The 17747-nt window shown below is 59.0% G+C and carries 11 protein-coding genes and 1 rRNA gene; 5 read left to right on the top strand and 7 right to left on the bottom strand.

The window, feature by feature from the left end; translation table 11 throughout:
* Positions 1-18: 18 nt before the first annotated feature.
* Positions 19-1767 (bottom strand): adenylate/guanylate cyclase domain-containing protein, encoded by a 1749-nt coding sequence (locus AC1DPR_RS14865; protein ID WP_018857252.1) that lies wholly within the window; start codon positions 1765-1767, stop codon positions 19-21.
* Between the two features lie 245 nt (positions 1768-2012).
* On the opposite strand from AC1DPR_RS14865, the gene AC1DPR_RS14860 reads away from it, so the two are divergent.
* The 3 genes from AC1DPR_RS14860 to AC1DPR_RS14850 all read left to right on the top strand — a co-directional run bounded on the left by AC1DPR_RS14860 (position 2013) and on the right by AC1DPR_RS14850 (position 4249).
* Positions 2013-2351 carry a putative quinol monooxygenase gene (locus AC1DPR_RS14860; protein WP_018857251.1) on the top strand — a complete coding sequence of 113 codons (339 nt, stop codon included), beginning with the start codon at positions 2013-2015 and terminating at the stop codon, positions 2349-2351.
* 142 nt (positions 2352-2493) lie between these two features.
* Positions 2494-3489, top strand: a complete 996-nt coding sequence (locus AC1DPR_RS14855; protein ID WP_477816597.1) for an adenylate/guanylate cyclase domain-containing protein — start codon at positions 2494-2496, stop codon at positions 3487-3489.
* Positions 3476-4249: a tetratricopeptide repeat protein gene (locus AC1DPR_RS14850; RefSeq protein ID WP_477816596.1), complete on the top strand. Its 774-nt coding sequence runs from the start codon at positions 3476-3478 to the stop codon at positions 4247-4249. The genes AC1DPR_RS14855 and AC1DPR_RS14850 overlap by 14 nt, the downstream gene beginning before the upstream one ends.
* Before the next feature lie 144 nt (positions 4250-4393).
* On the opposite strand, the gene AC1DPR_RS14845 is transcribed toward AC1DPR_RS14850, so the two are convergent.
* The 4 genes from AC1DPR_RS14845 to AC1DPR_RS14830 all read right to left on the bottom strand — a co-directional run bounded on the left by AC1DPR_RS14845 (position 4394) and on the right by AC1DPR_RS14830 (position 11036).
* Complete coding sequence (locus tag AC1DPR_RS14845) at positions 4394-6673, bottom strand: CDC48 family AAA ATPase (RefSeq protein WP_018857249.1); 2280 nt, start codon at positions 6671-6673, stop codon at positions 4394-4396.
* Between the two features lie 484 nt (positions 6674-7157).
* The gene (locus AC1DPR_RS14840; protein WP_477816595.1) at positions 7158-8126 is read right to left on the bottom strand and encodes a substrate-binding domain-containing protein; all 969 of its coding nucleotides are present in this window, start codon (positions 8124-8126) and stop codon (positions 7158-7160) included.
* Positions 8113-9438 carry an ABC transporter permease gene (locus tag AC1DPR_RS14835; protein ID WP_018857248.1) on the bottom strand — a complete coding sequence of 442 codons (1326 nt, stop codon included), beginning with the start codon at positions 9436-9438 and terminating at the stop codon, positions 8113-8115. The genes AC1DPR_RS14840 and AC1DPR_RS14835 overlap by 14 nt, the downstream gene beginning before the upstream one ends.
* Positions 9435-11036, bottom strand: coding sequence for a sugar ABC transporter ATP-binding protein (locus AC1DPR_RS14830; RefSeq protein WP_477816594.1), 1602 nt, complete (start codon positions 11034-11036; stop codon positions 9435-9437). Before AC1DPR_RS14830 ends, AC1DPR_RS14835 begins: the two co-directional genes overlap by 4 nt.
* Before the next feature lie 215 nt (positions 11037-11251).
* Between AC1DPR_RS14830 and AC1DPR_RS14825 the strand changes: the two genes are divergently transcribed.
* Positions 11252-12262, top strand: coding sequence for a substrate-binding domain-containing protein (locus tag AC1DPR_RS14825; RefSeq protein ID WP_112645608.1), 1011 nt, complete (start codon positions 11252-11254; stop codon positions 12260-12262).
* Between the two features lie 87 nt (positions 12263-12349).
* Here AC1DPR_RS14825 and AC1DPR_RS14820 read toward each other — a convergent pair whose 3' ends face one another.
* A complete protein-coding gene (locus tag AC1DPR_RS14820) occupies positions 12350-13576 on the bottom strand; it encodes an alpha-D-ribose 1-methylphosphonate 5-triphosphate diphosphatase (protein ID WP_477816593.1) in 1227 nt (408 codons plus the stop codon).
* Positions 13577-13890: 314 nt separating this feature from the next.
* Here AC1DPR_RS14820 and AC1DPR_RS14815 point away from each other — a divergent pair, with 314 nt between their 5' ends.
* On the top strand, positions 13891-14343 hold the full coding sequence (locus tag AC1DPR_RS14815) for a universal stress protein (protein WP_025660092.1): 453 nt from the start codon (positions 13891-13893) through the stop codon (positions 14341-14343).
* A gap of 581 nt (positions 14344-14924) precedes the next feature.
* On the opposite strand, the gene AC1DPR_RS14810 is transcribed toward AC1DPR_RS14815, so the two are convergent.
* Positions 14925-17725 (bottom strand): 23S ribosomal RNA (locus AC1DPR_RS14810).
* Positions 17726-17747: the final 22 nt, after the last annotated feature.

Genomic DNA, 17747 nt, shown 5'->3' with positions numbered 1-17747 from the left:
GACTTTCAGATCGCCAACCTACTCCGGCAGACCCGCTAGTCGTAGGCCTTCGATGTATTTGGCCATGAGCGTCTTATCGAGATAGGGTGCACGCGAACTGTAACGCTCGATCGAGAAGTCAGGATTGACCTTCAGAAGTTCGCGCGCGGCCTGGCGCGCCTCTTCAAGCCGCCCCAGTTGGGCGTAGGTCGCTGCAAGCAGGCGATAGGCGGGCCCAAGCTCGGCCATTTTCTCCAGAAGGGACAGTGCCTCCAAATATTTTCCCGAAAGAAATTTGGCTGCGGCGATATCCCAGAGATACCAGTCGGGGCGGCTCGGATTGAGGCGAACGGCAAGCTCTCCCATCCTAACGGCATCGTCAAGGCGCCCAAGATAACCAAGGGCATCGCAATATTCGGCGAGGAGGTCACAGTTGCTGGGAGCCAGTTCTCGGGCACGCTCATAGCAGGCTACGGCTCGCTCGGCCTCTCCCCTCCAAAGGTGAACGACGCCAAGAGCCCAGTGGGTATCAGCGTCGATCGGGTTTAGCTTCAGGGCTTTGCTTAGCAGGGCCGATGCGGTCGCAAGCGCGGTATCGATTTCAACGATTTCGTTCCATTTCAGCTTCCGAAGCTCGATCCAGGCCAACCCGATGTAAGGCCGCGGAAACTCCGGATCATCGGCTATCGCGGCGAGATACATTTCCCGCGCAAGTCGCACATCCTCTTGGCTCGAGCCCTGATGAAGATGCCGGCCCCGCAAATACAGATCGTAGGCTTTCAGCGATGTAACAGGCTTGCTCAGGGCGCGTTGACGCTCCGCCTCTTCTATCTTGACGCTCAGCGCGGCCGGTATGGAGCGGGACAGCTCGTCCTGAATGTGAAAGATGTCGATAAGGTCGAAGTCGTATTTTTCCGCCCAGATTCGTTCACCCGAAACATTGATGAGGTTGGCACTCACCCTGACACGATTGCCAAGTCGCCTCACGCTCCCCTCGAGGACGTAGTGCGGGATTGACTCGGCGTGCTGTTGCTCTGAGGGCGGTTGTTGAGCGACAACGATCAGCCTGGAGAACCGCGCCAAACCTGCCGCGACATCTTCTGTTAATCCCGCCGCGAAATAATCCTGGTCTGGATCGCCGCTGAGATTTGAGAACTTCGAAACGTACAGCAATGTTCTGTTCGGCGAAAACTCCGGCCCAAGGCGCGTTCCGACCGACTGCACGGCAGGCTTGGGTGTCGCAATAAACTCAGGATTCGCCCCTTCTGCACCGTCGTCGACGATGATGTTGAAGATGCGAATTGGCCGCTCGATGTTCTTCAGTGCGTGCTCGCCCACATCTTCGAAGCGGATGCCCAGACGCTTGCCTAAGGTGTCGCGCACCGATGCGGATATCGCTATGCCTCCCGGTTTCGCGACATTCTCAATGCGAGCTGCAACGTTCACGCCATCGCCGTAAACATCGTCGTCCTCGAAGATAAGGTCGCCGATATTTATACCGATCCGAAATTCTATCCTGCGATCGCCGGGGACACGCGCATTGCGTTTCTGCATCTCCGATTGGATCTCGATCGCGCACAGGACCGCCTCTTCAGCAGTCTGAAACTCCGTCAGCATCCCATCGCCAACAAGCTTGATTGTATGGCCCTGATACAACGCGATTTTCACGTCCCAAAGTTCGTGTCGGTGCAATTTTAGAGCGGAAAGTGTGCCTTTCTCGTCGATCCCCATCAGTCGACTATAGCCGACCACGTCAGAGGCCATGATGACAGAAAGCCGTTGCTTCATTGTCGCCCACCCCCATCAAGTCAGCCAATGGCCACTCAGATTAGCATATACGCAATGTCGAGACACTTCCTGGCGCGCTCAAGAATTCGTCTTCGCTCGCCCCGTGGCGGACGGTGTCCACTTCGCGCCAGAAGCAGCCTGCGCTATAAGTTACAACCTGGACATGGACCTTGAGGTCTGCACCCACGTCGAATGTTAGTAGCCTCCGTGTCAGGGCGAGTGATACAGAAATTCGAGGTGCCCATATGAAACTCATAACGGGTTGGCTCACCTGCAAGCAGGGAATGCGAGAGGCGTTCCTTGCCGCTATGGAGCCGCATGTTGTGTCCACGCGCGCTGAGCCAGGCTGTGTGTTTTTTGAGTATCATCGGCACAAGGATGAAGACGACGTTGTGGTTCTGATCGAAGGCTTTCGCGATGCGGAGGCACACGAGTTCCATAGGCGAACCCCGCACATGATCGCGATGCAGGCCGATGTGCGGCGGCTCCTGGCAAGATTGAGTTTGATCGAGACGGTCTCGGATGAAGTCGCACGTTATGATCTCGATTTCATCGCAAATCCGCCGGGCCCCTATCGTCCTTAGTCCTGCAGGCAGCTTGCACGTCGATGTGCGTGCTCCCACAGCACCGTTCGCACCCGCCGCTGTCGTTGGCAATCGTAAAACACCCAAGCCTGTTGATGTGCTACATTGTCACCACGTGCTTTTGTGGCGGGAGGGATCGAGAATGCAGCGCAAGCTGGCCACGATCATGGTCGGAGATTTCGTCGGCTCCACCCCTGCGATGGAAACGGACGAGGAAGGAGCGATCACCCGGATTGACGCTGTCCTCGACACTGTTCGCATGGTCATCCAGCGCCATGATGGCCGCGTCTTCGGCACCGCGGGCGATGCCCTGCTCGCCGAGTTCGGCAGCCCAGTCAATGCGCTTAGGGCCGCCATCGAGGCGCGCGCCGAGATCGCTGCCCTTCCTGGCTCGAGTGGCGGCGACATGCGTTTCGGCCTGCATGTCGCGGATGTCGTCGTCGTGGGCTCGGACTTGCGCGGCGATGGCGTGAACATAGCCGCGCGAATTGAGGCGTCTGCGCCACCTGGCGCAATCGAGGTTTCGGGGGTGCTTTACGACCAGGTCCGTCGGGTCTCGCCTTGTGGATTTGAAGACATCGGCGAACGTCGACTGAAAGGAATTTTCGAGCCGATACGGATTTACCGGGTTACTGAACTGGTGGACCGCCACCTCTATCAGTTCGCTCCAACACGATCCTCTCCCAATGCTGCACAGCCTCCCCGGACAAACTCGATCGCCGTGGCGCGGTTCGACATTGCGCCCGGCGCCATTGCGGATCAATCCTTCCTGGCGGACGGCATCACCGACGACCTGACTCTTGAACTGAGCCGGCTGAAGGGGTTGTTTGTCAGTTCCCGTTCGGCCGCGACCGCACTGACGACCAAAGACCCGGTCGAGATCGGCCGCCTTCTCGGCGTCGGCTACGTCGTCAGCGGCTCGATCCGGCAAGCGGGCGACGACCTCAGGGTCAACATCTCGCTGACGGAAACCGGAGAGGGCCTCGTCATCTGGTCCGATCGCATAACGCGTCCGTTTCGCGAACTGCTTGATGTCATGGATGAAATCATCGCGCGTGTCGCAGCAACCGTGTCCGGACGGGTCGAGCAGTCGTGCGGCCGCGCGGCTAAAGCGCCCGGAGAACATGACGGCCTATGAGTATTACCTACGGGGACTGGACCATCATCGCTTGGTTGGCGTTTCGGACACCCACATACACGAAGCCATGACCTGGTTCGAGCGGTCAATGACCGCTGATCCCGGTTTCGGCCGCCCCTTCGCCATGCACGTCTGCTCGTGGAGCAACTTGCCAAGCTTTGACCTTCATGAGGCCGAGAAGCAGGTTGCGCATGCGCTTGCACTCGACCCGACCGACCCGGAAGCCCATCGCATCATGGGCGCGATCAAGATGAAATCGGGCGACTTCGCCTCGGCGCGTTACCATCACATACGCGCCAAGGAACTCGCTCCGAACGACGCCTATATTCTCGGCCGCAGCGCCGCGTTCTATGTCTATGTCGGAGAGGCTGAGCACGCCCTTGGAATGCTTGATCGTGCCGAGACACTCGATCCCTTTCTGCCGGTCTGGATCACTGAAGAGCGGGTGGCGGCCCTCTACGCGCTGGACCGCTTCGAAGACATGATGCGCGTCGCCCTGACACTACCGTTTCAGACCAGGCGGACGTTGCTTTATCAGATCGCGGCTAGCATGGCCTGCGGCAACAGCGGAAAGGCTGAACTCTTGGTTCGGCAAGCGCTTTCCCTCGATCCGGGCCTGTCTGCGATATACATCCGGATGCAGGAGACCTATGCCGACGAGTCCGTCACCGAAGCCCTGATCGAGCGGAACTGCGATGCCGGCCTGCCGCCAAAGCCGCGGAAGCCTACACCCCGCAAGAAATCAACTTTGCTGAGATGACGAACGGCCGATCAGCCACCCACGCGGCGCAGAACAGGTGGCGTCACGGAGCTTCACCTGGCTCAGCATGGAGCGCGGAAGCCCGGCCGCCCCGCACTGGACCGGCAGAGCCGCCACGGTCGATCACTACTTAATCTGGCGCCCCTACTCTCCAGCCTGCCTGAGGGGCGTGAAGCCGATCTGCATGCGCTGCGGATTTTCCTGGCGGAGCGTGCGCAGCATCTCCTCATACTCCCGTTCGGCTTCTGCCGTGACCGACGGTCGAACCTCCTGCAGGGCCATGGCGAAATTCTCCTTTGTCACCGTCGACGCAGTCAGAGACTGACGCAGTGCAATCAGCCCTGCTCGCCGTGTCAGGTCTTCGAGATCTGCCCCTGTAAACCGCTCCGTCTTGTCGGCGAGTTCATCGAGATCAACATCGTCGGCGAGCGGCATCTTCTTCGTATGGATGCCAAGGATCTTCCGCCGCGCTTTTGCATCCGGCACGGGAACATAGACCAGTTCGTCAAAGCGCCCCGGTCGCAGCAGTGCCGGATCGAGCAAATTCGGCCGATTGGTCGCTGCCATCACGACGACGCCCTGCATGTCTTCCAACCCATCCATTTCGGCCAGTAGCGTGTTGACGACCCGCTCGGTCACCGCCGGCTCACCCAGCCCGCCGCCGCGGACGGGGGCCAGCGAGTCGATTTCATCGATGAAGATGACGGTCGGGGCAACCTGTCGTGCGCGTTCGAAGAGCCGCGAAACCTGCTGCTCGGACTCGCCGTACCATTTCGAAAGCAGATCGGACGATTTGGTTGCCACGAAGTTCGCTTCGGCTTCGCGCGCCACGGCCTTTGCCAACAGTGTCTTCCCGGTCCCAGGAGGTCCAAACAAGAGAAATCCCTTTGCAGGGCGAATGCCCATCTGCCTAAAGGACTGCGGTGACCTGAGCGGCAGTTCCACCCCTTCCTTCAGTCTCATCTGCGCTTCGTCCAAACCTCCGACATCGTCCCAACGGACGTTCGGCGCCTGGATCATGATTTCGCGCAACGCGGAAGGTTGAATGCGCTTCATGGCGGACGTGAAATCGTCCTGAGAGACCGTGAGCTTTTCAAGGATCTCGGTTGGGATACCCTGCTTCAGATTGATATCGGGAAGAACACGGCGCAGCGCATCCATCGCCGCTTCGCGAACCAACGCACCGAGATCCGCTCCGACAAAGCCGTAGGTCGTCCTCGCGATCTCATCGAGATCGGTGTTCTCGGCGAGTGGCATGCCCCTGGTGTGGATCGCGAGCACCTCGCGCCGGCCGCGCTGGTCCGGTACGCCAATGACGATTTCGCGGTCGAAACGCCCGGGACGGCGGAGCGCCTCGTCAATCGCGTCTCGCCTGTTCGTCGCGCCGATGACAACAATATTCTGCCTCGGCTCCAGCCCATCCATAAGGGTTAGCAACTGGGCGACAATTCGCCGTTCGACTTCTCCGGTCACCTGCTCGCGCTTTGGCGCGATGGAGTCGATTTCGTCGATGAAGATGATTGATGGCGCATTCTGCGAGGCTTCCTGAAAGACCTGCCGCAAACGTTCCTCGGACTCCCCGTAGCGGCTGCCCATGATCTCGGGACCGGCGATGTGGTAGAAGTTGGCTTCCGTCTCATTGGCGACAGCACGGGCCAACAGCGTCTTGCCGGTGCCCGGGGGGCCATAGAGAAGCACGCCCTTTGGCGGTTCGATGCCGAGGCGCTGAAACAACTCGGGATGGCGCAGTGGCAGCTCCACCATCTCGCGGACTTGCTCGACAGAGGTGCCGAGTCCGCCGATATCGTCGTACGTTACGTCAGCTCGGCGTGCTTCCTTCGGTTCCTCAAACTGCGAACGCAATTCGACAACCGTCTGCTCGTTCATCTGGACGATGCCTCTCGGCTGTGTCGAGACAACGACGAGCCTGATTTCCTGCAGACCGTAGGCGGGAAGATCGAGTACGCTCCGTAGCAGCGGGTCCGCAGCGCGGGGATCTCTTACGCGTTGCTGGACTGAGGTCGATACAACGTCGCCGGCCACCATTGGGCGGTGAAGAAACGTGCGCTGCAAAGCTTCACCCGGTCCCTGCAACACCAGGTTCTTCTGCGCCGGCGCGAGGACAACCTTCGTCGCCGGCCTGACCTCCGCCTTGCGAACTTCGATATGGTCGCCGCTTGTTGCGCCTGCATTTACGCGCTGAAGGCCGTCGAGCCTGATCAGGTTCAGGCCCTCATCATCGGAATAGGGCCCCATCGCGATCGCGGCCGTATGCCGCTTGCCGATGAGCTCAATAAGCTCGCCTTCTCGTACGCCGAGCTTGGTCATCGCCTTCGTGGAGACGCGGGCGATGCTCGCTCCCGTATCCTGCGGTGGCATATTGGCAACCTGCAGCGTGAGGATCTGATCGTCGGGGACAGACATGATACCTCCAAAATCGCTTGTGATGAAACGCTGCGCTGACAGCTAGAGAGCTTACGGAAAAGACAAGCGGTTTTCATGCGAACACGTAAAAAGACTTGCGCTTCCTTGCCGCCGACACGACGGATCCGCCTACTGATATTCGAAACGCATGATGGAGCGAATTATACAGAGGTATAGGTGAGCGACCGTTTCAGGGTTGGACAAAGTGCTCCAGTGGTCCACCGGTTGAGCCTCGGTGGAAAGCCGCAAAACTCGGAAGCTTCACAATCCCCTCGAGTTTTACGCAGCCTTCGCCCCCAGGCAGCCATCCAAGCTCTCCCCAAGCCCGTTATTCCGCCAGGCTATCGACGAATGCGCGGATGCCGCCGACTACTACAGTGGTTTAGCGGACCGGACTGACCGTCGAACAGGTGCGGACCCGTATGGACACAAAAAGGGCCGGCTGGGATAGCCGACCCTTCTTTACTGTCAGGTTTACGCTGAGTTAGAGGCCGTTGTCCTTCATGATCTGGCCTGCATTTTCCTTTGTCACCTTGAGCGTCGGCAAGACGACATTCTTTTCGACTTTTTCTCCGCCGAGATACTTGATCGCCYGACGCAGGCCTTCCGCGCCCGGCGTTGCATAGAGGAAGGTCGCACTGAGTTCACCATTGTTCACCCAGGTCACGCCTTCTCCGGGAAGCGCATCGATGCCGATGAACTTGATGTCCTTCTCACGTCCGGCATCCTTGGCAGCGAGGTAGGCGCCATAGGCCATCGGATCGTTGTGGCCATAGACGAGGTCGATCTTCTCATTGTTGCGGAGCGCGGTGGCCATGATGTTGTAGGCCTGGTCCTGCTTCCAGTCGCCCGACTGCTGGTCGAGCAGGTTCTTGATGCCCGGCTCCTTGTCGGTAAATTCGTGGAAGCCGTCGTGCCGGTCGTGTGCCGGCTGGGTTCCCATGCCGCCCCAGATCTCGACGACATTGCCCTGCGCCTTACCGGGCCCGCCGAGAAGTTCAACGGCATATTCCCCCGCAGCCCGACCGATCAGCTTGTTGTCGCCGCCGACGAACTGGACGTACTTGTCGGTTTCGACGTTGCGATCCAAGACGAAGACCGGAATCTTGGCGTCGATCGCCTGCTGGACGACGCCGGTGAGGCCAGCGGATTCCTTCGGCGAGATCAGCAGCGCATTGACTTCCTGGCGGATCAGGTTTTCGACATCCGCAACCTGCTTTTCAGTCTTGTCCTCACCGTCGGTGATGATCAGCTCGACTTCGGGATGCTTTGCGGCTTCCGCGATGATGTCCTTGTTGAACTGCGCCCGCCAGGGCTCGATCGTGGTCGCCTGGGAGAACCCGATGCGCCACTTCTTGTCTTGCGCCAGCGCGCCATGCGTAGCGAAAAGGGATGTAGTGGTGAAAAGCGCGGTAGTGACGACCGCGAACTTCAACATGTCACGACGTTTCATTTCCGTTTCCTCCAGTGTTGAGAGACATGGTCTCCTTGCGCGGACGCTCCTCCCCGGACGCCTCCGATCTCGCGGGCCGCGGCAGTGTCAGCCGCAACCGCGCCAGAATATCGCGGGCATTGCGCTCCTGAACGAGCACGGTGCCGATGATGATCAGTCCCTTCAGCACCAGCTGAAGGTTGGAATTGATGTTGTGGAGCTGCAGGATATTCGACAGCAGCCCGAAGATCAGCACGCCGCAGAAGGTGCCGGCAAGGCTGCCGCGTCCCCCCATCAGGCTCGTGCCGCCGATGACCACCGCGGCGATGGCGTCGAGCTCCAGCCCAGCCCCGGCATCGGGCTTGCCCTGGCGATACTGCGCAACGTAGAGGATCGCGGCGATGCCCGCGAGCAGGCCGGAGACGGCATAGGTGACGATCTTGACCCGTCCGCTGTCGATGCCTGAAAGCCGCGCCGCCTCCTCGTTGCCGCCGATCGCATAAACGAAGCGGCCGAACGGAGTGAACTTCAGCACGACCGCATAAATCGCAATCGCCGCAATGAAAAAGATACCGGGCATGGGAATGATGCCGAAGACCAGCGAGCGGAGGATATCGAAATCGGCCGTGGCGTTCGACCCGGTATAAACCGGCAGGACCGCATTGTTCTGACCCGCCGTCAGCCGAGCGATGCCGAGCGCAGTCACCATCATCGCCAGGGTGACGATGAAGGGCTGCAGGCGGCCGACGACGATGATGATGCCGTTGATGGCGCCAAACAGAAGGCCGACGGCCGGTACGACGAGCAGCACGCCGAGCACACCGAACTTGGTTTCGCTCTGCGGCACGATATAGAAGAGCAGCACGGTGCAGAGGGCGATACCGACCAGCGCCGGGACATAGATGCCCCGCGTGCGGTCGAGCGTCAGGTCGCGGCTATGGCTGAAGCCAGTGCGGCTCTTTTCAAGATTGGAGAAGATGAACCGGGTCACGGCGGCCCCGATGACGAGGGCGGCAAGCAGCACCGACGGCACGCCGAGCAGGAAGGCGGGTGTGTCCCCCGGAACCGTCAACAACATGGCACAGACGACGCTGCAGATTGCCATCAACGAACCGACCGACAGGTCGATGCCGCCGGTGATGATGACGGCCGTCATGCCGGTCGCGATAAGCCCCGTCGTCGAGACCTGACGCAGCACGTCGAGCAGGTTGCCGCTGGAAAGAAATATGTTCCTGCCCGACGACGTCACCGGCGACCAGGCGACACCGATCAGGAAAATCGCGATCAGGCCCCAGTACAGTTTCGTGCGGGAAACAAGCTTTATCACATTCATGCGGATGCCTTCTCCTGCCTGTTGCCGGATCGCGGTGCCGCCAATTGCATGATCCGCTCCTCCGTCGCGATCGCGCGGTTCAGGATACCGGTCTGGTGTCCTTCGGACATGACGAGGATGCGGTCGGAAAGATGCAGGAGTTCCGGCATTTCCGAACTCACGACGACGATCGACATACCCGCTTCGGCCAGGCGGAAGATCAGGTCGTAGATGTCGCTCTTTGCCCCCACATCGATGCCGCGGGTCGGCTCGTCGAGCAGCAAGATGCGCGGCGTCGTGGCGAGGCACTTGCCGATCACGACCTTCTGCTGGTTTCCGCCGGAAAGCGTTGCCGCGACCTGTTCAATGCCCGAGGCCCGAATACCCAACGTCTTGATGGCGTCGGCGGCAACCGCCGCTTCCGCCGCAAAGTCGCGCAGGCCGAAGCGCGCCATTCGGCTGACGAGCGGTAGCGCGACATTCTCCGTGATCGTATCGTGCAGGTGAAGTCCCTGCATCTTGCGGTCCTCAGTGACGAAGGCAATGCCCAGTCGGCGCGCGTCCGTCGGCGAGCGGATCGTGACCGGCTGCCCGTCGATCAGAATCTCACCGCCGGCCTCCCCGTTGCTGGCGCCCGTTATCGCCTGCAGGATCTCGGTACGCCCGGCCCCGAGCAGGCCGCCGATGCCAAGGACTTCACCTGAGGCGACCTCGAAATTGACGCCGGTCACGACCTGCTTCCAGCCGTGCCGGTTGGCCACGGACAATGACAGATTTCTCACCGACAGGACTGCACCGCCAACGGCGGTCGCTTCGTGCCTGATGGTTTCGGCACGGCTTCGATTGCGGCCAACCATGCCGGCGATGACCATGTCTTCATCGATCTCCGACTTCGGCCTGGTCCAGACGTGCCGGCCGTCCCGGAACACCGTGACGCGATCGCTGAGTTGCATTACCTCGTCGATCCGGTGCGAGATGTAGATGATGCCCACCCCTTCCGATGCGAGCTGGCGCATGATCGTGAAAAGCCGCTTGCATTCATTCGGTGACAGCGCCGATGTCGGCTCGTCCATGATGAGCATCCGGGCGTCGAGCGACAGCGCCTTTGCGATCTCGACCAGCTGCTGTTCGCCGATCCTGAGCGACGACACCCGTGCTTCGGGATCAAGATCGATGCCGAGCCGCGTGAGCAGGGTCCGGGCGGCATTCATGCTTTTCCGGCGATCGACAAACAACCCGGCGATCAAGGGCTCCCTGCCGAGGAAGATATTGTCGGCAATCGACAGCTCAGGGACGAGATTGAGTTCCTGGTGGATGATGGCGACACCGGCAACCTCTGCGTCGCGCACCGTCGCGAAGTGAACCGGAGCCTGGTCGATGATGACGGCGCCATCATAGTCGGCGTAGACACCGGACAGGATTTTCATCAGGGTCGATTTGCCGGCGCCGTTCTCGCCCATCAGCGAGTGGATCTCACCGGCGAACAGATCAAATTTCACATGATTGAGCGCGGCAATTCCGCCAAACGACTTCGAGACGTCGACCGCTTCCAGCACAGGCGCGGTGGACGAAGGTGGCGCGTCGGCGCGCGAAGACAAATGGCCCACTTCTTCCTGCATGACAATGACGGCCTCCCTTCCATCTTTGTCCGCGGCTGTAAGCGACAGTAGAAGCTAATCTAAACGTTTCGAATCTGTCAAGAGATCAGTCGCCCTCCAACGCTTTGATCTTGCTAAGAACTTGCCATTTTCGTAACATGTTGGACAACGCATCGATCTAAACGTTTTGAATTATGGACCGGATTTCTTCCAAAAGACGAAAATCCCAGCCGACCATGCTAGACGTCGCTGCGACGGCAGGCGTCTCGGTTGCCACGGTCTCGGCGGTCGTCAACGGTACCGCGCCGGTCAGTTCCGAACTGCGTGGCAGAATCGAAAATGCGATTGCGGCCATCGGCTATAAACGCAACGCCATTGCCCGAAGCCTGAAGACGGGCGCCACCAAGACGATCGGGCTCGTCATCGCCGATATCACCAACCCGTTCTTCACGGATGTCGTCGCCGTCATCCAGGATGTGCTGCATCGCGCCGGTTACGCTGTGATGCTCTGCTGCACAGACGAAGATCCGGTGCAACAGGAGGAGCAGATTTCGCTTCTCCTGGACAGGATGGTGGACGGCCTGATCATTGCGCCGGCTGGCGACGACCATGCGCTTGAGCGCGTCCTCCAGCGCGCCGGTGTCCCGACCGTACTGATCGATCGCATCAGCCACGGCATCGCGGCGGATGCAGTCGTCCTCGACAACCAGCGCGCGGTACAAGACGCGATCGACTATCTTGTCGGCCTCGGCCATCGCCGGATCGGCTACATCTCGGGTTCGCTTGATACCTCCACCGGCCTCGGCCGGCTGGCCGGCTATCGCGGCGCGCTTGACAATGCCGGCATTCCCCAGGACGACGCATTGGTGCGCATCGGAAACTTTCGCGAGAAAGACGCCTATAATGCCGCCATGCAGTTGCTCGTGATGCCGGAACGGCCGAGCGCCATTTTCTCGGCAAACAACCTGATGGTCATCGGCGTGATGAAGGCGATCCGGGACATGGGGCTGCGTTGTCCCGATGACATCTCGGTGTCGAGCTTCGACGATTTTCCCTGGGCGGATGTTTTCCAGCCGAACCTGACGACCATCGCCCAGCCGGTACAGGCCATCGGTGAACACGCAGCCCAGCTCATTCTTGACCGCCTTGCCAATCGCTCCGACCGCCCTCCCCGGCAGATCGTACTTTCGGGCCGCTTGACGATCCGCTCGTCCTGCCGGCCTTTCTCTGCAGCTGACGGAGGTTAAAGATTTGCGCGAGATGGGCGGACGAGCGGAGCTCCCGACGGGCCTTGTTCTAGCTCTGCATCAGTTGCTCGCCCGCTTCTCTACTCGTCACCAGCCCATCGGCGCCGCGCAATAGGCTTCCCGGCCGGCGACCCAGGTGCGCCGAACCACGGGGGCGCCGCCCTCTGGCCAATCGACCAATATGAGGTCCGCCCGCTTTCCGACTTCGATCACGCCGCGATCGAAGAGCCCCGACGCACGCGCCGGATTGCCGGATACGAGCGGCCAGAGCGCGTGGACCGGTGCCACGCCATCGGCCTTGAGCCTGGCCAGGCCAAGCAGCATCGCAGGATAATAATAGTCCGAGGCGAGAATATCGCAGAGACCCTCGCGAATCATATCGGCGGCACCGATCGAAGCAATGTGGCTGCCGCCGCGCGTGGCGTTCGGCGCGCCAAAGACGATGAAGTCACCAGCCTCACGGGCGGCCCGCGCCACCCGCTTGTTCATCGGGAACTCACTGATCCGTGCGCCACGGACGCGGAAGAAGTCGCGCGTTTCAATCTGGCTATCGTCATGCGACAGCATCGGTGCGCCGGCGGCCTGGCCGAGGGTCGCCACCTCTTCAATCGCGGCTGGTACTTGCGGACGGCGATCCCACATGTTCCTGACGAGCGCGACCATGTCAGACACCGGGATCTTGGCCCGCTTGGCGCGTTCCGCCATCTTCTCCGCGAACGCAGGCGTTTCGGGATCGACTGCCGGGAAGGCCGGATCGAGGTCAAACGGCCGCTCCTGCAACGGTGTCGAGGGATGCAGCATTGCCATCGATGTGTGGTCGTTGAAGGCAATCGACGGCAGGCGCGGACCGGCGAGCGCCTCGCGAATAAGCTCGATCGCCTCGAAGCAGAAGGTTTCCCAACGGAGCTGGACACGATTGTCCACCGTCAGACGCGGGCCGAGTGCGTCGAGAGCGCGAACGACGGCGTAACCGTTTTCCATAGATCGAAGCCCCGGCTCCCAGCTCAGCGTCAGGGCGTGGTAGGCAGTCGCTATCCCATTGGCGGCAAGCTGACGGTCTGTGTCGAGCAGCGCAGGAGCGACAGGGAGCATCGTCCTCGGCCGCGGCATGATCTGCCGCTCGAAGGCATCGCCATGAATGTCTACGAAAGCCGGAGCGAGGAGATAGCCGCGTCCATCCACAATGTCCGCTCCGTCGCGTGCACCGTCGATCGCCGTGATCCGGCCGTCTTCGATGCGCACGGAAGCGGGCTCCAGACGGTCGCCAAAAATGACGGTCGAGCGCTCGATAATCACTGCCGAATTGTTCTGCATCGGTGTCATTCCACGAAAAGGAGAGTGCAGCAGCCCAGTTTCATGCGGGGCTGAGTGCCACGCCGCTTCTAACCAGCCGATATGACAGATTTGAGAATGTCGCTGTGCACAGGCATACGTTGACTGACACGGTAGCGCAGGTCCCCAGCGGTGTAATCCGTCCACAGTGGAGGTGCGTTGCATGTGGCGCGATGGCCAACCTCCGCCAGTCCGTTCTGGCGATTTCTTCGTCTACAACCGTATCGTTAGTTGCGAAACGATAGTACCTTGCGTGGTGGGAGCAAATGCCTTGGACCAGACGGGAGACGACAAGTATGTACAACCATATTCTCATTTCTACCGATGGATCGGAAGTAGCGCAGAAGGGTGTCGATCATGGGCTGTCCCTTGCAAGCAGCCTCAAGGCCCGCGTGACGATAATCATGGCAACAGAGCGGTTCCCTGTCTACGCGCATGCAGGGATTGCCGGCGCCTATATTCCCGGGCCGACAGAGATGGCCCAGTATGAAGCCGGTCAAAAGGAAACAGCCGAGAGAGTGCTGGCTGGGGTCAAGAGAGCAGCAGAAAAGCTCGGCGTGCAGGCGAACACTGTCCATATCCCGCAGGCTTATCCGGCCGAAGCGATTGTTGAGGAGGCCAAGGCTCTCGACTGCGATTTGATCGTCATGGCATCACACGGCCGTAGGGGTTTAAGAAAGCTGGTGCTCGGGAGCCAGACATCGGAAGTCCTCGCGAGCAGCCCGGTGCCTGTCTTGGTGGTCCGGTAAGTCGTCACTTCTGGGAGGCGGTGTCCCGCGGGGCCTGCGCCGAAACCGACCAGCGCGGCAGACTCCAAGTCTCGGTCATCGGCGAGCGAAATCGCCTTCAGGTTATGAGCCTGACGAGCTACCGGGCTGCTCCACCCCGCGCCAAGTGCAAAACCCTTTGGGTTTTGTCACGGTGCGTAAACTGCGAAGCAGTTTACGCTACTGCCCGAGCAAATTGCCGAAGGCGATTTGTCTCGTGTAAGGGACGCACTGCATRTTTCCGGRCCSATTATAGCACAAAGGCCGCTTTGTGGGCGGCCCTTTTGATCGGCTTRGGGCCGTTTTCGTGATGAGAAGATTTGTTTGTTTCACATGCAGCTTTCGAATGACTTCGACATTCGGCGCATGTGTTGTTGCGTTTAGCAGACCTGGCAGCGACCGACTCTCCCGCGTCTTAAACACGTCTAGGCTAGAACCGGACGAACACTTCGGGATAAGCGCGGTGCGCTTACCCTGGGTTCGCCGGCCTGTCGCAAAGGCTTGCGCCTTTGCTCTGTCGGGACAAGCGCTTACGCTTGCCCTATGAGCATTGATCAATGAGAACGATCAAGCCAATCGAGCTATTAGTACCGGTAAGCTTCACACATTGCTGCGCTTCCACACCCGGCCTATCAACGTGGTCGTCTTCCACGGCTCTGATAGGGAATACTCGTTTTCAGGTTGGTTTCCCGCTTAGATGCCTTCAGCGGTTATCCATTCCATATGTAGCTACCCTGCTATGCCCTTGGCAGGACAACAGGTCCACCAGAGATATGTCCATCCCGGTCCTCTCGTACTAGGGACAGATCCTGTCAATATTCCTACACCCACGGCAGATAGGGACCGAACTGTCTCACGACGTTCTGAACCCAACTCACGTACCGCTTTAAATGGCGAACAGCCATACCCTTGGGACCTGCTCCAGCCCCAGGATGCGATGAGTCGACATCGAGGTGCCAAACAACCCCGTCGATATGGACTCTTGGGGGTCATCAGCCTGTTATCCCCGGCGTACCTTTTATCCGTTGAGCGATGGCCCTTCCACACGGGACCACCGGATCACTATGACCGACTTTCGTCTCTGCTCGACTTGTCAGTCTCGCAGTCAGGCGGGCTTATGCCATTGCACTCGACGACCGATTTCCGACCGGTCTGAGCCCACCATCGCGCGCCTCCGTTACTCTTTCGGAGGCGACCGCCCCAGTCAAACTACCCACCATACACTGTCCCGGATCCGGATAACGGACCGCGGTTAGACATCCATGACGATAAGGGTGGTATTTCAAGGATGGCTCCACAGAAACTGGCGTCCCTGCTTCAAAGCCTACCACCTATCCTACACATGCCGACACGAATGCCAGTGTAAAGCTATAGTAAAGGTGCACGGGGTCTTTCCGTCTGACCGCAGGAACCCCGCATCTTCACGGGGAATTCAATTTCACTGAGTCTATGTTGGAGACAGCGGGGAAGTCGTTACGCCATTCGTGCAGGTCGGAACTTACCCGACAAGGAATTTCGCTACCTTAGGACCGTTATAGTTACGGCCGCCGTTTACTGGGGCTTCGATTCAAAGCTTGCACCTCTCCTCTTAACCTTCCAGCACCGGGCAGGCGTCAGACCCTATACGTCGTCTTGCGACTTCGCAGAGCCCTGTGTTTTTGATAAACAGTCGCTACCCCCTGGTCTGTGCCACCCCACTTCACTTGCGTAAAATGGGGTCACGCTTCTTCCGAAGTTACGCGTGCAATTTGCCGAGTTCCTTCAACATAGTTCTCTCAAGCGCCTTGGTATACTCTACCTGACCACCTGTGTCGGTTTCGGGTACGGTCTATACGGTGGAGCTATTTCCTGGAACCGCGTCCCTGCAAGATCAATCCAATAAGACCTCACAAGTTGAGCAATCCGTCACTACCACCAGGCCCACGAATATTAACGTGGTTCCCATCGACTACGCGTGTCCGCCTCGTCTTAGGGGCCGGCTAACCCTGCTCAGATTAACTTTAAGCAGGAACCCTTGGTCTTTCGGCGAGAGGGTCTCTCACCCTCTTTATCGTTACTCATGTCAACATTCGCACTTCCGATACCTCCAGGAGCCCTCACGGGTCTCCCTTCATCAGCTTACGGAACGCTCCGCTACCACGTGTATTGCTACACATCCTCAGCTTCGGTGCATGGCTTCAGCCCCGTTACATTTTCGGCGCAAAGACCCTTATTTAGACCAGTGAGCTGTTACGCTTTCTTTAAATGATGGCTGCTTCTAAGCCAACATCCTGGTTGTTTTGGGATCCTCACATCCTTTCCCACTTAGCCATGACTTGGGGACCTTAGCTGGAGGTTAGGGTTGTTGCCCTTTTCACGACGGACGTTAGCACCCGCCGTGTGTCTGCCGACTAGTACTCCTGGGTATTCGGAGTTTGGTTAGGATCAGTAAGACGGTGAGTCCCCATAGCCCATCCAGTGCTCTACCCCCCAGGGTATTCGGTCGACGCTCTACCTAAATAGATTTCGCGGAGAACCAGCTATTTCCGAGTTTGATTGGCCTTTCACCCCTAGCCACAAGTCATCCCAATCTATTGCAACAGATGCGGGTTCGGTCCTCCAGTTGGTGTTACCCAACCTTCAACCTGCTCATGGCTAGATCACTCGGTTTCGGGTCTAATGCAACAAACTAAATCGCCCTRTTCAGACTCGCTTTCGCTTCGCCTACACCTACCGGCTTAAGCTTGCTTGTTACACTAAGTCGTTGACCCATTATACAAAAGGTACGCCGTCACCCTTGCGGGCTCCGACTGTTTGTAGGCATCCGGTTTCAGGTTCTATTTCACTCCCCTTGTCGGGGTGCTTTTCACCTTTCCCTCACGGTACTTGTTCGCTATCGGTCATGCACGAGTACTTAGGCTTGGAGAGTGGTCTCCCCATGTTCAGACAGGATTTCTCGTGTCCCGCCCTACTCTAGGACAATCATGCTATCTACGCGTACGGGGCTGTCACCCGCTACGGCCAAACTTTCCAGAWTGTTCCGCTTTAAACACAATTGCCACTGGCCTGGTCCGCGTTCGCTCGCCACTACTTGCGGAGTCTCGGTTGATGTCCTTTCCTGCAGGTACTTAGATGTTTCAGTTCCCTGCGTTCGCTTCTTACACCCTATTTTATTCAGGTGCAGATACCTTATCACAATGCTTRGAAACCTAAGCCGTACCGAAGCACAACTTAGATTTTCYAAGCATTTAAGGTGGGTTGCCCCATTCGGAGATCCATGGATCAAAGCTTATTCGCAGCTCCCCACGGCTTTTCGCAGCGTATCACGTCCTTCATCGCCTGTGCATGCCAAGGCATCCACCAAATGCCCTTACGACACTTAATCGTTCTCATTGCCAATGCTCATC

The organism is Rhizobium sp. 01T417 (assembly GCF_056398905.1).
This window is presented reverse-complemented; position numbering and strand designations above follow the sequence as displayed.

What these genes read in the sequence shown, in the direction of transcription:
- AC1DPR_RS14865 (WP_018857252.1), bottom strand. Translation starts at nt 1,767, where the DNA reads ATGAAGCAACGGCTTTCTGTCATCATGGCCTCTGACGTGGTCGGCTAT.
- AC1DPR_RS14860 (WP_018857251.1), top strand. Translation starts at nt 2,013, where the DNA reads ATGAAACTCATAACGGGTTGGCTCACCTGCAAGCAGGGAATGCGAGAG.
- AC1DPR_RS14855 (WP_477816597.1), top strand. Translation starts at nt 2,494, where the DNA reads ATGCAGCGCAAGCTGGCCACGATCATGGTCGGAGATTTCGTCGGCTCC.
- AC1DPR_RS14850 (WP_477816596.1), top strand. Translation starts at nt 3,476, where the DNA reads ATGACGGCCTATGAGTATTACCTACGGGGACTGGACCATCATCGCTTG.
- AC1DPR_RS14845 (WP_018857249.1), bottom strand. Translation starts at nt 6,673, where the DNA reads ATGTCTGTCCCCGACGATCAGATCCTCACGCTGCAGGTTGCCAATATG.
- AC1DPR_RS14835 (WP_018857248.1), bottom strand. Translation starts at nt 9,438, where the DNA reads ATGAATGTGATAAAGCTTGTTTCCCGCACGAAACTGTACTGGGGCCTG.
- AC1DPR_RS14830 (WP_477816594.1), bottom strand. Translation starts at nt 11,036, where the DNA reads ATGCAGGAAGAAGTGGGCCATTTGTCTTCGCGCGCCGACGCGCCACCT.
- AC1DPR_RS14825 (WP_112645608.1), top strand. Translation starts at nt 11,252, where the DNA reads ATGCTAGACGTCGCTGCGACGGCAGGCGTCTCGGTTGCCACGGTCTCG.
- AC1DPR_RS14820 (WP_477816593.1), bottom strand. Translation starts at nt 13,576, where the DNA reads ATGCAGAACAATTCGGCAGTGATTATCGAGCGCTCGACCGTCATTTTT.
- AC1DPR_RS14815 (WP_025660092.1), top strand. Translation starts at nt 13,891, where the DNA reads ATGTACAACCATATTCTCATTTCTACCGATGGATCGGAAGTAGCGCAG.